The organism is Micromonospora sp. DT15 (assembly GCF_049841475.1).
Classification (GTDB): Bacteria; Actinomycetota; Actinomycetes; order Mycobacteriales; family Micromonosporaceae; genus Micromonospora.
Window position 1 is genome coordinate 315112 of sequence record NZ_JBNCKJ010000007.1, and the last position, 14585, is coordinate 329696.

Annotated in this window: 11 protein-coding genes; 3 read left to right on the plus strand and 8 right to left on the minus strand. The window is 71.4% G+C overall.

What is annotated here, in order from left to right:
* Positions 1-21 precede the first annotated feature (21 nt).
* The 6 genes from ACLQ3F_RS18020 to deoC form a co-directional block, all read right to left on the minus strand.
* Positions 22-1275 carry a cytochrome ubiquinol oxidase subunit I gene (locus ACLQ3F_RS18020; RefSeq protein WP_393217467.1) on the minus strand — a complete coding sequence of 418 codons (1254 nt, stop codon included), beginning with the start codon at positions 1273-1275 and terminating at the stop codon, positions 22-24.
* Positions 1276-1753: 478 nt separating this feature from the next.
* The gene (locus ACLQ3F_RS18025) at positions 1754-2659 is read right to left on the minus strand and encodes a M56 family metallopeptidase (protein ID WP_357206509.1); all 906 of its coding nucleotides are present in this window, start codon (positions 2657-2659) and stop codon (positions 1754-1756) included.
* Positions 2660-2669: 10 nt separating this feature from the next.
* Positions 2670-3143, minus strand: a complete 474-nt coding sequence (locus ACLQ3F_RS18030) for a BlaI/MecI/CopY family transcriptional regulator (RefSeq protein WP_425850208.1) — start codon at positions 3141-3143, stop codon at positions 2670-2672.
* 625 nt (positions 3144-3768) lie between these two features.
* Positions 3769-4593 (minus strand): aldehyde dehydrogenase family protein, encoded by an 825-nt coding sequence (locus ACLQ3F_RS18035; protein ID WP_425850210.1) that lies wholly within the window; start codon positions 4591-4593, stop codon positions 3769-3771.
* Entirely contained in the window at positions 4586-6016 is a 1431-nt protein-coding gene (locus ACLQ3F_RS18040; protein WP_355009490.1) for an aldehyde dehydrogenase family protein, read from the minus strand. The genes ACLQ3F_RS18035 and ACLQ3F_RS18040 overlap by 8 nt, the downstream gene beginning before the upstream one ends.
* 6 nt (positions 6017-6022) lie before the next feature.
* On the minus strand, positions 6023-6982 hold the full coding sequence (gene deoC / locus ACLQ3F_RS18045; RefSeq protein WP_425850212.1) for a deoxyribose-phosphate aldolase: 960 nt from the start codon (positions 6980-6982) through the stop codon (positions 6023-6025).
* A gap of 133 nt (positions 6983-7115) precedes the next feature.
* Between deoC and upp the strand changes: the two genes are divergently transcribed.
* On the plus strand, positions 7116-7748 hold the full coding sequence (upp, locus tag ACLQ3F_RS18050) for a uracil phosphoribosyltransferase (protein WP_355009488.1): 633 nt from the start codon (positions 7116-7118) through the stop codon (positions 7746-7748).
* A 73-nt stretch (positions 7749-7821) separates the two neighbouring features.
* A complete protein-coding gene (locus tag ACLQ3F_RS18055; RefSeq protein ID WP_357206407.1) occupies positions 7822-8499 on the plus strand; it encodes a GOLPH3/VPS74 family protein in 678 nt (225 codons plus the stop codon).
* A gap of 173 nt (positions 8500-8672) precedes the next feature.
* Here the strand turns inward: ACLQ3F_RS18055 and ACLQ3F_RS18060 are convergent, their stop codons facing one another.
* Together ACLQ3F_RS18060 and ACLQ3F_RS18065 are read right to left on the minus strand one after the other, a co-directional pair.
* Positions 8673-10337 carry a phospho-sugar mutase gene (locus ACLQ3F_RS18060; protein ID WP_425850214.1) on the minus strand — a complete coding sequence of 555 codons (1665 nt, stop codon included), beginning with the start codon at positions 10335-10337 and terminating at the stop codon, positions 8673-8675.
* A 48-nt stretch (positions 10338-10385) separates the two neighbouring features.
* Complete coding sequence (locus tag ACLQ3F_RS18065) at positions 10386-12455, minus strand: serine/threonine-protein kinase (protein ID WP_357206411.1); 2070 nt, start codon at positions 12453-12455, stop codon at positions 10386-10388.
* A 206-nt stretch (positions 12456-12661) separates the two neighbouring features.
* Here ACLQ3F_RS18065 and ACLQ3F_RS18070 point away from each other — a divergent pair, with 206 nt between their 5' ends.
* Positions 12662-14245 (plus strand): acyl-CoA mutase large subunit family protein, encoded by a 1584-nt coding sequence (locus tag ACLQ3F_RS18070; protein WP_425850217.1) that lies wholly within the window; start codon positions 12662-12664, stop codon positions 14243-14245.
* Positions 14246-14585 lie beyond the last annotated feature (340 nt).

Below are 14585 nucleotides of genomic sequence, written 5' to 3' on the forward strand. Positions count from 1 at the left end.
GGTTCGGGGTGGGCCGGTCCTCTACAGGAGGGCGGGTTCGGGGTGGGCCGGCTCGCTGGGCGGTACCGGTGGGCGGCCGAGCGCCGGGTCGGCCGCACCGCGTCTGGCGTGCCGGGCGAGCAGCACCCAGTTGGTGACGGCGAGGGTGCCCAGCAGCAGGCTGAACCCGATCAGCGAGGCGAGCATCAGCGGGGCGCTGACCGGGGAGACGGCCTGCTCGGTGGGGAGCAGCCCGTACGCCACCCAGGGTTGACGGCCGACCTCCCGGGAGATCCAGCCGAGGATCACCGCGATGAACGGCAGCGGCAGGGCGAGCAGGATCAGCCAGAGCGGGAAGCGCAGTCGGATGACCCAGTCCCGGAAGAGCAGGGGCAGCAGGAGCCAGACGCAGCCGAGGGTGAAGCCGATCAGGATCATGAAGCCCAACCCGACGCTGGCCAGCACCGGCGGGGTGTAGTCGCCGGGGCCGAACCGCGTGGTCCACTCGGCGATCAGCGCCTGGCTCTCCGGGCTGTCGCCGCCGAACTTGGTCGGCTGCACCGAGCCCACCGGGCCGAACTGGGCGAAACCGAAGCCCTGCACCATCGTGATGGCCAGTGCCGCGGTGACCAGGCCGATCCGCAGCGAGGTGCGGAAGAGGGCGAAGTCCGGGGTACGCCGGATCAGGTGCCAGGCGCTGACGGCCGCCATCAGCATCCCGCCGACCAGCAGCGCAGCCGAGACCACGTGCCCGAAGGCCATGCCGAGGCTGGGATTGCTGAGCAGCGCGCCGAAGTCGGTGAGGTGGGCGATCCCGTCGCGGACCTCGTAGCCGACCGGGTTCTGGAGCCACGAGTTGGCCACCATGATCCAGAACGCCGAGGCGTACGCGGTGATCGCCACGCCCCAGAGCAGCGCGAGGTGGACGCCCTTGCCGAGCCGGTGCCAGCCGAAGATCCACATTCCGAGGAAGGTGGACTCCAGGAAGAACGCCACCAGCGTCTCGATGGCCAGGGGCGCGCCGAACACGTTGCCGACGTAGCGCGACAGGCCGCTCCAGTTCAGCCCGAACTGGAACTCCATCACGATCCCGGTGGCGATGCCGAGCACATAGTTGATCACGTAGAGCTGGCCCCAGTAGCGGGTCAACCGCTCCCACTTCGGGTTGCCGGTGAGCACCCAGGCGGTCTGCATGCCGACGAGCAGGGTGACCAGCCCGAGTGTGACCACCACGAACAGGAAGTGGATCGAGGTGGTGGTGGCGAACTGTAGGCGGGCGAGGAGCAGGGTGTCCATGACCAGCCCTCCATAGCGTTGGCTCCCTTGTCGTAGCCACCCTACACGTAGCTAGCCTACTGGTAACTCCTACTACGCCACGTCGTAGGTAACGTTACTACGTAACGTAGTAATAAAGCTCGCGCTCAACCCCGACCCTCGTGCCGCAGAGCCCCGGGTCCGTCACCGCCCCACCCCGTCGATCATGGAGTTGTGGTGGGTGACAAAGTCCCCGTCAGTGAACAAACCAGGCACCACAACTCCATGATCGACCCGACCGGGCCGCGATCTTGCACTTTCTGTCCCCGCATAGGGCGCATTCAACGCTTATCGACGACCGAAACTGCAAGATCGGCGGGGCGGGGCGGGGCGGGGCGGGGCAGGGCGGGGCGGGCGCGGGGCGGAGCGGGGCGGGGTGGGGCGGCAGCCTGGATCTGGTGATCGGGTCGGCGGTGTGGGGTGTGGGGCAGCGGGTCGCCGCCGGGGTGCCCGGTGGGCGTCAGCTCAGGAAGAGGGTGACCGGGAGGGCGACCAGCGTGGCGGCGACCGCGAGGGCGGTGGCGCCGAGCACCCGGGGCGGCCGGTCGCTGACCAGCAGGCGCTGCACCCGTACATCGAGATCCCGGTCGCCCATGCCGAGCGCGCCGGCCGGGGTGATCCGGTGCCCGGCGGCGGCGAACCGGCGCAGCGCACCCGCCAGTGGCGCCTCGGCGTGCAGCTCGCGGGCCTTGTCGTCGGCGCGCATCTCGACCAGCAGGGCGACCCGCTCGTGCGCGTCGCGCACCCAGCCGAACCACGGCAGCGCCCGGCACAGCGCCGTGAACGGCAGCAGCACCAGGTCGTGCCGCTCATGGGCGTGCGCACGCTCGTGGCTGAGAACCGCTGCCAATTCGGCCCGGTCCAACATGCTCAGGGTGCCGGCGCTGATCACCACCTGCGGCTTCACGCCCGGCAGGCAGTACGCGGCGGCGCTCGGATGATCCAACACCAGCGCGCCTGGCGCGGCCGGGTCGTTCCGGGCGACCAGGGAGAGCAGGTCCCGGTGGCGACGCTGGGCGCGTACGGTGCCGTGGATGCTGCGAACGGTCGTCGTGACCAGCACCGCCCCGATGCCGAAGCCCACGCCGACGCCGGCCAGGTGGAACGTGCCCACCCCGATCGGCAGGGCGCCATGGGCGAGGTCGTTGGCAAGGGCGAGCAGTGCGCTACCGGTCGACCGGTCGTACGCGCTCAACCCGAGCGCCATGGGCAGGCCCATCGCCGAGAGGCCCAACGCCAGCCCGACGGCCTGCCAGCAGACGATCGCCACCCGCGGGCTGCGCCACGTCCAGGTGGAACGGGCCAACACCTGGGCGGTCAGATAGCAGGCCAGCATCGTGGCGGCGAAATGCACGGCGTAGGCCATGGCGCGCGCCCTACCGCTCCGCTGTCTCGTCGGCGGCTCGTCGGCCCGCCGGCCCGTCCACCCGGTCGGTCAGGGCGTCGGCCCTGCCCGCGTCGCCGTCGGTGGAGCCCGGCCCGGTCAGGCCGGCTTCATTGCCCAGGGCTGCTCGCAGCACCTCGGCCTCGGTGCCAGTGACCGAGCGGGCGAAGCGCACCAGCGCGGCGTCCCGGCTGCCACCCAGGTCGAGGGCGTCGAGCATGAGTTGAGCGATGTGCGCCTCGCGGCTGGCCGCCGGACGATACCGCCAGGCCCGACCCTCCCGCTCCCGTTGCACCATGCCCTTGCCGGCGAGCCGGTCCAGCACTGTCATCACAGTGGTGTACGCCAGCTCACGGCCATCGAGCGCGTCGGCCACCTCGCGCACGGTCACCCCGTCCGACGTGCCGGGAACCACGTCCCACAGCACGTCCATCACCGCACGCTCAAGATCGCCCAACCGAGTCACAAACCAATCCTACCCCCGGTAGTAGACCCCCACCGCCCGTCCCCACCGGCCAGCCCTCACCCACCACCAACCTCACCCACCCACGCCACCAGCGATCATGGGATTGACCGGGTTGAAAGAGGTCAAAGCCCCCGCCAACCCCATGATCACCGGGGGAGATCGGCGGAACAGGACAGCCACAGGACAAGAACAGGGATGTTGCTGCCTCCGAGGCGCTGGAGGCAGCAACATCCCTGAAGTTGCCGTGGATCCTGACCGGCCGCCGCCAGCGAACCCGGATCAGCACGCCAGCGGACCCGGGCAAACCCGAACGGACCCGGCGGGGCGGTGCGGGACGGACCCGGGCGGTGCCGGGCGGACCCGGGCGGTGCGGCGCGGGGCGGGGCGGGGCGGGGCGGCCCCGGGCGGTGCGGCGCGGTGCGGGCGGCGAGGTCAGCCGACGCCCCGCCGACCGGCAACCCGACCCGAGGCAGAACCCGTGAGCTGACCCACCCCGACAAACCCGGCCCACGCCAGGTTTTCCGGGAGGAGCCCGCCCACGCAGGGATCAAGCCTGACCGCCCGGAGTGGGCGGGCTCCCCCGGAAAACCGCCCCGGACAGAAACCCCGAGGCCGAGAAAGACGATCACACCCCCTTGGGGTGCCACACCGTCTTCGTCTCCAGCAGCGCGGTCATCGGCGCCACCCCCGGGTCACCGGTCCAGTCGTGGCCGGCCGGGGCCGGCCGGAGCACCCGCTTGAGGTTGTCCGCCGCCTTGACCTCCAGGTCGGTGGCGAGCTTGGCGTCGGTGACCCCGGTCAGGTCGATCGCGTTGACGTCCATGTGCGCGGCCAGCGTCGGCGCGGTCTCGGTGATCGCGCCGGTGAGGATGTTGACCACACCGCCGGGCAGGTCGGAGGTGGCCAGCACCTCGGCCAGCGTCACCGCCGCCAGTGGCTCGCTCGGGGATGCCGCCACCACCACCGTGTTGCCGGTGACGATCGCCGGGGCGATCACGCTGACCAGGCCGAGCAGCGCCGGGCGTTCCGGGGCGACCACCGCGACCACGCCGGTCGGCTCGGGCGCGGAGATGTTGAAGTACGGGCCGGCGACCGGGTTGGCGCCGCCGTACACCTGGGCCAGCTTGTCGGCCCAGCCGGCGTACCAGACCCAGCGGTCGACAGCGGCGTCCACCTCGTCGCCGGGGATGCCCAGGGTGACGAACTGTTCGCGGCGGCCCTCCAGCATCTCGGCGGCCCGGTAGAGGATCTGACCCCGGTTGTACGCGGTCGCGCCGGCCCAGCCCTTGACGGCGGCGCGGGCGGCGACCACCGCGTCCCGGGCGTCCTTGCGGGAGGCCAGTGACACATTCGAGGACTGCACGAGATACGACCGTCCCGACTCGCTGCGCGGGAACTTCCCGCCGATGAAGAGCTTGTACGTCTTGCGTACCGCGACCCGCTCAGACATTGAGGTACCCCTCCAGCCCGTGCCGGCCGCCCTCGCGACCGTAGCCCGACTCCTTGTAACCACCGAACGGCGAGGTGGGGTCGAACTTGTTGAAGGTGTTGGCCCAGACCACGCCGGCGCGCAGCCGGTCGGCCATCCACAGGATCCGGGAGCCCTTGTCGGTCCAGATCCCGGCCGACAGCCCGTACGGCGTGTTGTTGGCCTTCTCCACGGCCTCGGCCGGGGTGCGGAAGGTCAGCACCGACAGCACCGGGCCGAAGATCTCCTCGCGGGCGATCCGGTGTGCCTGGGTGACGCCGGTGAAGATGGTCGGCGCGAACCAGAAGCCCCGGTCGGGCAGGTCGCACGGCGGTGACCAGCGCTCGGCGCCCTCGGCCGAGCCGGCGTCGGACAGTTCACGGATCCGCTCCAGCTGGGCGGCCGAGTTGATCGCGCCGACGTCGGTGTTCTTGTCCAGTGGGTCACCGACCCGGAGCTGAGCCATCCGTCGCTTCAGCGAGTCCAGTACCCGGTCGGCCACGTTCTCCTGGACCAGCAGTCGCGAGCCTGCGCAGCAGACGTGCCCCTGGTTGAAGAAGATGCCGTTGACGATGCCCTCGACGGCCTGGTCGATGGGTGCGTCGTCGAAGACGATGTTGGCGGCCTTGCCGCCCAGCTCCAGGGTGAGCTTCTTGCTGGTGCCGGCGACGGAACGGGCGATGGCCCGGCCCACGTCGGTGGAGCCGGTGAAGGCGACCTTGTCCACGCCGGGGTGCTCGACGAGCGCGCGGCCGGTGTCGCCAGCGCCGGTGAGGATGTTGACCACACCGGCCGGCAGCTCGGCCTGCTGGCAGATCTCGGCGAAGAGCAGCGCGGTCAGTGGGGTGGTCTCGGCCGGCTTCAGCACCACCGTGTTGCCTGCGGCCAGCGCCGGGGCGATCTTCCAGGCCAGCATGAGCAGCGGGAAGTTCCACGGGATGACCTGCGCGGCCACGCCGATGGGGCGCGGGTTGGCCCCGAAACCGGCGTGCGGAAGCTTGTCGGCCCAGCCCGCGTAGTAGAAGAAGTGCGCGGCGACCAGCGGCAGGTCGACGTCGCGGGACTCGCGGATCGGCTTGCCGTTGTCCAGCGACTCCAGGACGGCCAGCTCGCGGGAGCGCTCCTGGATGAGCCGGGCGATCCGGTACAGGTACTTCGCCCGGTCCCGGCCCGGCATCGGGCCCCAGACCTTGTCGTATGCCTTGCGGGCGGCGCGCACCGCGCGTTCCACGTCCTGGGCGCCGGCCTCGGCGACCTCGGCCAGCACCTCCTCGGAGGCGGGGTTGATCGACTTGAAGCTGCCACCGTCGGTCGGGTCGACGAACGTGCCGTCGATGAACAGCCCGTACGAGGGTTTGAGGTCCACCACCGAGCGGGACTCGGGGGCGGGGGCGTATTCGAACATCGGCTATCAGTCCAGGGTGAAGTAGTCGGGACCGGAGTAGACGCCGGTCGTCAGCTTGGTGCGCTGCATCAGCAGGTCGTTGAGCAGGCTGGACGCGCCGAAGCGGAACCAGTCCGGGTCGAGCCAGTCCGGGCCGACGGTCTCGTTGACCATCACCAGGTACTTGATCGCGTCCTTGGTGGTCTTGATGCCACCGGCGGGCTTCACGCCCACCTGCCGCCCGGTCGCTTCGCGGAAGTCGCGCACCGCTTCCAGCATCACCAGGCTCACCGGCGTCGTCGCCGCGATCGGGACCTTGCCGGTGGAGGTCTTGATGAAGTCGCCGCCGGCCAGCATGGCCAGCCAGGAGGCCCGCCGAACGTTGTCGTAGGTGGCCAGCTCGCCGGTTTCCAGGATCACCTTGAGGTGGGCGTCCCCGGAGGCTTCCTTGGTGGCCACGATCTCGTCGTAGACCTCCTTGTACCGCCCGGCCAGGAACGCACCCCGGTTGATCACCATGTCGATCTCGTCGGCGCCGGCCGCGACGGCGGCCCGGGTGTCGGCCAGCTTGATCTCCAACGGTGCCTGACCCGAGGGGAACGCGGTCGCCACGCTGGCCAGGTGCACACCGCTTCCGCGCAGCACCTCGGCCACGTGGGGGACCATCGCCGGGTAGACGCAGACCGCGCCGACGTGCGGGCAGGACGGGTCGGCCGGGTCCGGACGCAGGGCCTTCGCGGCGAGCGCGCGCACCTTGCCCGGGGTGTCCGCCCCCTCCAGAGTGGTGAGGTCGACCATCCGGATCGCCAGGTCAATCGCCTGGGCCTTGGCGGTGGTCTTGATGGAGCGGGTGCCGAGCTGTGCCGCCCGCTGCTCCGCGCCGACCTGGTCCACGCCGGGCAGGCCGTGCAGGAAGGTCCGCAGAGCGGTCTCGGATCGTCCCAGCTCGGAGAGCTCCGACCGGGCCGACGTCGTTGTCGCCGTCATGCCGAGAAGTCTACGCACGAGACCGCGGAGTGATCTTGCTCACGGCCGCTCGATGAGGTTCCGACGTGAGCGGCGTCCCTGGTCCGACCGCACCTGCACCGTCGCGCGGTACGGACCGGTAGGTTGAGCGATCGTGGACGTACACGTCATTGACCACCCGCTGGCCCAGTCCAGGTTGACCGCCATGCGGGACGCGCGCACCGATTCCTCGACGTTCCGGGCGGCGCTGCACGAACTGACCACCATGCTGGTGTACGAGGCGGCGCGCTCCTTCCCCGTCGAGCGGTACCCGGTGCAGACGCCGGTCACCGGCACCGAGGGCACCCGACTGGCCAACCCGCCGCTGCTGGTCCCGGTGCTGCGCGCCGGGCTGGGCATGGCGGACGCCGCGCTGGGTCTGCTGCCCGAGTCCTCGATGGGTTTCGTGGGCCTGGCCCGCGACGAGGCGACCTACGAGCCCCGCGCGTACATGGAGTCGCTGCCACGCGACCTGGCCGGGCTGCCGGTGCTGGTGCTGGACCCGATGCTGGCCACCGGCGGTTCGCTGGAGCACTGCTGCCAGCTGCTGGCCGACCGCGGCTGCACTGACATCACAGTGCTCTGTGTGCTCGCCGCCCCGGTCGGCATCGACCGGCTGGAGCGCTCCGGCCTGCCGTTGCGCCTGGTCACGGCCTCGATCGACGAAGGGCTCAACGACCACATGTTCATCGTCCCCGGCCTCGGCGACGCCGGCGACCGCCAGTTCGGTGGGATGCCCCGCTTCTGACGGGAAACCCGGTCGGTGCCGGGTCCGGCGGGGTCCGTGCACGGGGTGCGCGGACCCGCTACCGTCTCCGCCCATGACTGGTGTTGCGCTCGCCGAGGAGTTGCTGCTCCTCGCCTACGACGACACGACCGGCAAGGCGACGATGCCACGGATCAGCCTGGACCTGGGCATGGCCGCCGCGGTGCTGGTCGAGCTGGCCCTGACCGGCCGGATCGCGTACGCCGACGGGTCCCTGACGGTGATCGACCCGACGCCCACCGGCGAGCCGTTCAGCGACGACGTCCTCGGCCGGATCGCCGCCGACACCCCGCACAGCCCGGCGTCCTGGGTGCAGCGTCTGCGGCACGGCCTGCGCGACCGGATCCTCGCCGACCTGTGCCGGCAGGGCGTCGTCCGGGACGTCGACGAGACCGAGTTGGGCTTCATCCACGTGCACCGTTACCCGGTCGTGGACACCTCCGTCGAGGCGGAGACCCGGCAGCGGCTGGCCGAGGCGCTGACCGGCGCGGCGGCCCCGGACGAGCGGACCGCCGCGCTGGCCACCCTGGTGGTGGTGCTCCGGATGGAGTCCGCGCTCGGGCTGAGCGGCGAGGCCGCCGCCGACGCCCGCCGCCGGCTGACGGAGATCGCCACCGGCGCCGGGTTCTCCGGCGAGGTGAGCACCGACAACTCGGTGGTCCGCCCGTCGGTCGGCCTGGTCGTCGCGGCCCTGGCCAAGGCCGTCGACCAGGCCCTCGGCAAGCGCGCCTGATCGTCGAAGCCAGCACGCCCCTGCCGTCCTTTGCTCTGCACCCGCGGATGCACCATGCGCCATGCGGTGGCCGCCGCTTGGCGTCCGTCGCATGTCGGCTCCCCGATGGCACGTGGCGCATCCGCGGGTGCAGAGCAAAGGGAACGTGCCGGGCGGATGGGTCCTTCGCGGCGTCAGATGCCGAGAGCGGCGCCGACCTCGGCTCGCAGCCCGACGACCGCCTGCGCCGCCCGGCTGCGGGCCGCCGGAACGTCACCATCCGTGACCGGCTCCACCACCTCGAGGTACGCCTTCAGCTTCGGCTCGGTCCCAGACGGGCGGATCACCACCCGGGCCGCCGCGGTCCGCAGGATCACCACGTCCGACTCGGGCAGCAGGTCCCGGACGCTGTCCACCGGCTGCCCGAGCAGGGTGGCCGGGGTGGCCGCCCGGATCCGGGCCATCGCGTCGGCGATGACCCGCAGGTCGTCCACCCGGGCGGAAAGCTGGTCCGTGTGGTGTACGCCGAACTCGGCAGCCAGCTCGTCCAGCCGGTCGGCCAGCGTGCGACCCTGCGTCTTCAGTCCGGCGGCCAACTCGGCCACTGTCAGCGCGGCGGTAATGCCGTCCTTGTCCCGGACGTGTTCCGGGGCGACGCAGTAGCCGAGCGCCTCCTCGTAGCCGAAGACCAGCGGCGCGCTTCCTCCGCCGGCCCGCACGATCCACTTGAAGCCGGTCAGCGTCTCGTCGTAGGGCAGGCCCCGGGCCGCGCACATCGCCCGCAGCAGTGACGACGACACGATGGTGGTGGCGTAGAGCCCGGTCACCCCCCGGCGCATCAGGTGATCGGCGAGCAGTACGCCCACCTCGTCGCCCCGCAGCATCCGCCAGCCGTCGCGGTCCCGGACGACCACCGCGCACCGGTCGGCGTCCGGGTCGTTGGCGATGGCGAGGTCCGCGCCGGTGGAATCGGCCAGTGCGATCAGCCGGTCCACCGCACCCGGCTCCTCCGGGTTGGGGAACGACACGGTGGGGAACGCCGGGTCCGGCTCGGCCTGGTCGGGCACCACCCCGGGGGTCGGGAAACCAGCGCTGGCGAAGGCGGCGGTGAGCACCGCCGCGCCCACCCCGTGCAGGGGGGTGTACGCCACGGTCAGGTCCCGTGGCCCGTCCGGGTCGATCACCGCGGTGGCCCGTTCGACGTACGAGGCGACCAGGTCGTCGCCGAGCACCTGACCCGGCTCGCCCAACGGCACCTGGGCCAGCGGCCCGACCGATCGGATGGCGGCCTCGATACCGGCGTCGGCGGGTGGCACGATCTGCGCGCCGGCGCCCAACTCGCCGCCCAGCTCCGCGCCGAGGTAGACCTTGTAACCGTTGTCCTGCGGCGGGTTGTGGCTGGCCGTGACCATTACGCCGGCGACACCGCCGAGGTGCCGCACGGCGTACGCCAGCACCGGGGTGGGCAGCGGTCGGGGCAGCAACAGCGCCGGGCGGCCAGCGCCGGTCGCCACCTGGGCCGTGCGCTCGGCGAACTGCCGGGAGCCGTGCCGGGCGTCGTACCCGATCACCAGCGGACCGGTGCCACCCTGGGCCGCCAGCCAGGTGATCAAGCCGGCAGCGGCCTGGGTGACAACGGCAAGGTTCATCCCGTTCGGGCCGGCGCGCAGCGGGCCGCGCAGGCCCGCCGTGCCGAAGGTCAGCGGGCCGGCGAACCGGTCGGCCAGCTCCGGGCCGCTCGCCGGGAGACCGGCGAGCACCGCCGTCAGCTCGTCCCGGCTGGCCGGGTCGGGGTCGTCGGCCAGCCAACGCCGGGCTTGCTCGCGAATGTCGTCGATGTCAGTGCTGTCCGCCGCCATGCCCCTTGATAGCACGGCGACGGATCATCCCTGTGGGTTCCCTCCGGCTCAGCCGTTCCCGGTGAGCTGGAACGTCCGTGCCATCTCGTCGAAGATCGCCTTGCTCTCCGCGAACTTGGCGTCCGTGGAGGTGAGGTAGAACGAGTACGCCTTGCCGTCCTGGGCGACGCCTCGCCAGACACCGTGCCGCATCGCGTCACCCGCGCCGCAGGTGTACTCGAATTCGGCTGCCGGCTTGCTGGCCAGTTCGGTCTCGGTGGAGGAGATCTGGTTGTACGGCTTGACGCAGGAGGTGCTCCGGGTCTTGAGGCCGTTCTCGGCCGTCTCGGCCCACCGGACGGAGCTGCTGGTCCACTTCTCGGTGATGATGCGGACCTTACGGCCGCTGTCGGCCGGGTCGATGTAGTCGGTGTACGAGCCGCCGGTGGACTTCTTCCAGCCCTTCGGCACCATGACCTGGATTCCGCGGGCCGTGTGCTCCTGCATCTCGACGGTGGGGGCCGCCGGGGCGGACGTGGTGGGCTGCGCGGTCGGGGTGCTCGGCGGGGCGTCGTCGCCGCCGGAGAGCGCCACCGCGGTGAGCAGCAGCACGACGACCAGGCCGCCGGCCGCGGCGAGCTGCACCTTGCGCGGCCAGCCCTTGACCGTGGTGACGAGCTGACCACCGGTGGCCCGGGCCTTGTCCAGCGCGCTGCCGCCCGAAGCGGCGGGCGTGGTCGCCCAGGGTTGGCCGGTGCCCGGCACCGACCACTGGTTGCCGCCGCCGTAGGTGCCGCCGACGCGCTGGGTGGCCTCCGGTGCTGCGCCGCCGTACCCGACCTGCTGGGTGGCATCGGCCGGGCTGCCGTAGCTGACCCGCTGGGTGGCGTCGGGGTGCCCGCCGGCGTCCACCCGCTGGGTGGCGTCCGCGTTGCCGCCGTAGGTGCGCCCGGCCGCCGGTCGGCCCGTCGTCGGCATCGCGCCGGTCGGCGTGTGCAGCGGGCCGGCCAACGCGTCGGCGCTGGTCTCGTCGAGACCCCCGGTGGTGCCGGCCGGGCGAGCTGCCGCCTGCGGGCGCTCGCCCCGGCGCAGCGACGCCAGCCGGTCGGTCAAGGACTCGCCCGGGGCCAGCATTGCCTTGCCGCCGATCTGGCTGTCCGGCTTCGGCTCCGGCTGGGGTGGCGGGAGGACGGGGATGGGGCGCTGCTGCACCGGCACCACGGCGTACGGGTCGGTGACCGAGTGCACAGCCGTCGCCGTGCTGCCCAGCGGGCCGGCGAGCAACTCGCGCAGCATGGCCCGGGAGGTGTGCACGTCGAGTCGGCGCGCCGGGTCCTTCTCGAGCAGACCCATCAGCACCCGGGTCAGCGGGCCGCTGCGCTGCGGTGGGGCGGGCGGGTCCTCCACCACGGCGTGCATGGTCTCGATCGGGTCGCCCTTGTCGAACGGGGGGCGCCCCTCGACAGCTGTGTAGAGCGTCACACCCAGCGAGAAGAGGTCACTCGGCGGCCCGAACTCCTGGCCCATGGCCCGCTCGGGCGAGATGAAGTGCGGTGAGCCGAGCACCATGCCCGGGGTGGTGAGCTGCACGTCGGTGGGCATGCGGGCGACCCCGAAGTCGGTCAGCACGCAGCGCCCGTCGGTGCAGATCAGCACGTTGGCGGGTTTGACGTCGCGGTGCAGGACGCCGATCGCGTGCGCGACCTCCAACGCGCCGAGCAGCGCAATGCCGATCTTGGCGACGGCCCGGGGCGCGACCGGCCCGTCCTCGATCACCATGTCGGCGAGGCTGCGGGCGTCCAGCAGCTCCATCACGATCCACGGCCGGCCCGCCTCGGTGACCACGTCGTACACCTGCACCACGGCCGGGTGCTGGATGGCGGCGGCGGCGCGGGCCTCGCGCAGGGTGCGTTCGTACATCGCGTCGCGGTCGCTGGGGGCCAGCCCCGGGGGCAGGACGACCTCCTTCACCGCCACGTCACGGCGCAGCAGGGTGTCTGTGGCGCGCCACACCGTGCCCATGCCGCCGTTGCCCACCGAGGACCGCAGCGAGTACCGGTCACCAATGGTGGTGCCGGGCGCCGCTCGTCCGTTGGCGGGACTGACTGGTCCGCCGCTCCACGTCGGGATCTGAGTCACAGAAAAGCCACCGGGGGAAATCGAGGGGGGCTGGGACACAACCCCCCTATCTTGCTGGTTCCGACGCCGGATGCGAAAGCCGACGCGGCGGACGTTTGTCGAAGTCGACAGAACGTGCCCTGTCGTTCACCTGGTGTCGACAGGTCGGGACGCACTGTGCGGTATCCCTCACCCGACGACGTGGCCAGGCGTCCTACCATCCGGGGATGAACCAACGGCGGTCAAGTGAGTCCGGTTTTCCGATCAACGGCGTCTACACGGAGGCCGACCTTCCGGAAGAACTGGACTCCCGGCTCGGCAGCCCGGGCGAGTTTCCGTACACCCGGGGTGTCTACCCCACCATGTACACCTCCCGCCCGTGGACGATGCGCCAGTACGCCGGCTTCGGCACCGCCACCGAGTCCAACGCGCGGTACCACCAGTTGTTGCGGGCCGGCACGATGGGCCTCTCGGTAGCGTTCGACCTGCCGACCCAGATGGGCTACGACTCGGACGAGCCGATCGCGCACGGCGAGGTCGGCAAGGTGGGTGTCGCGATCGACTCCATCGAGGACATGCGGCTGCTCTTCGCCGACATTCCACTGGACAAGGTGTCCACCTCGATGACCATCAACGCGCCCGGTTCGGTGCTGCTGCTGCTCTACCAACTCGTCGCCGAGGAGAACGGGGTGCCGGGCACGGCGCTCAACGGCACCATCCAGAACGACATCCTCAAGGAGTACATCGCCCGGGGGACGTACATCTTCCCGCCGAAGCCGTCGCTGCGCCTGGTGGCCGACACGTTCGCGTACTGCCGCAGCGAGGTGCCGAAGTGGAACACCATCTCCATCTCGGGCTACCACATGGCGGAGGCCGGCGCGACGCCCTCGCAGGAGATCGCGTTCACGCTGGCCAACGGGGTGGAGTACGTGCGGGCGGCGCTGGCCGCCGGGCTCGCCGTCGACGACTTCGCGCCCCGGCTGTCGTTCTTCTTCGTGGCCCGCACCACGCTGCTGGAGGAGGTGGCGAAGTTCCGCGCCGCCCGGCGGATCTGGGCTCGGCTGATGCGTGACGACTTCGGCGCCAAGGATCCGAAGTCGATGATGCTGCGGTTCCACACCCAGACCGCGGGCGTGCAGCTCACCGCCCAGCAGCCGGAGGTGAACCTGGTTCGGGTGGCGGTGCAGGGTCTGGGCGCCGTGCTCGGTGGCACCCAGTCGCTGCACACCAACAGCTTCGACGAGGCGATCGCGCTGCCCACCGAGAAGGCGGCCCGGCTCGCGCTGCGTACCCAGCAGGTGCTGGCCTATGAGACGGACCTGACCTCCACCGTCGACCCGTTCGCCGGGTCGTACGTGGTGGAGGCGATGACCGCCGAGATCGAGGCCGCCGCCGTCGAGTTGATGGAGCGGGTGGCCGACCACGGCTCGGCGGTGGACGCGATCGAGGCCGGGTTCCAGAAGCGGGAGATCGAGCAGTCCGCGTACCGGATCGCCCAGGAGATCGACTCGGGGGAGCGGGTGGTGGTCGGGCTCAACCGGTTCACGGTGGACGAGGAGGAGCCGTACGAGCCGCTGCGGGTCGACCCGACGATCGAGGCGGCCCAGGCCGACCGCCTGGCCCGGTTGCGTTCCGAGCGGGACGCCGACGCGGTGGCACGGGCTCTCGCCGATCTTCGGGCCGCTGCCGAGGGTACGGAGAACGTGTTGTACCCGATGAAGGAGGCACTGCGGGCCCGCGCGACGGTGGGTGAGGTCTGCGGGACGTTGCGTGAGGTGTGGGGGTTGTACCGCCCGACTGACCGATTCTGAGCGTCCAGCCGCGACTGCGGCCCTCGGGGCGCGCCGCGACTGCGGCCCTCGGGGCGCGCCGCGGCTGCGGCCCTCGGGGGGCGCCGGTGTGTCCGGCGCTCTCAGCGGGTATCCGGTCGGTTGAGCCGGGACGCACACCCTGTGCGCCCACGGCGGGTGGGTGCGTGTGAGCGTCCTTATCCGGCTCGTTGCGCTGTGTGGTCGGCTAATTGTCGGAGTGTCAGTTCATCACCCCGACTAATGCGACAATTTGGCAACGGGTCTCCGACTGTCGACCGGGATTCGGGACCGCAGCGATCGGTTACGCGTTGTAGGAGGTGAGGGGCTGATGACGGCATTC

Excerpts from the sequence above, each read along its gene's own strand:
- ACLQ3F_RS18020 (WP_393217467.1), bottom strand. The coding sequence starts at position 1,275 with ATGGACACCCTGCTCCTCGCCCGCCTACAGTTCGCCACCACCACCTCG.
- ACLQ3F_RS18025 (WP_357206509.1), bottom strand. The coding sequence starts at position 2,659 with ATGGCCTACGCCGTGCATTTCGCCGCCACGATGCTGGCCTGCTATCTG.
- ACLQ3F_RS18035 (WP_425850210.1), bottom strand. The coding sequence starts at position 4,593 with ATGTCTGAGCGGGTCGCGGTACGCAAGACGTACAAGCTCTTCATCGGC.
- ACLQ3F_RS18040 (WP_355009490.1), bottom strand. The coding sequence starts at position 6,016 with ATGTTCGAATACGCCCCCGCCCCCGAGTCCCGCTCGGTGGTGGACCTC.
- deoC (WP_425850212.1), bottom strand. The coding sequence starts at position 6,982 with ATGACGGCGACAACGACGTCGGCCCGGTCGGAGCTCTCCGAGCTGGGA.
- ACLQ3F_RS18055 (WP_357206407.1), top strand. The coding sequence starts at position 7,822 with ATGACTGGTGTTGCGCTCGCCGAGGAGTTGCTGCTCCTCGCCTACGAC.
- ACLQ3F_RS18060 (WP_425850214.1), bottom strand. The coding sequence starts at position 10,337 with ATGGCGGCGGACAGCACTGACATCGACGACATTCGCGAGCAAGCCCGG.
- ACLQ3F_RS18070 (WP_425850217.1), top strand. The coding sequence starts at position 12,662 with ATGAACCAACGGCGGTCAAGTGAGTCCGGTTTTCCGATCAACGGCGTC.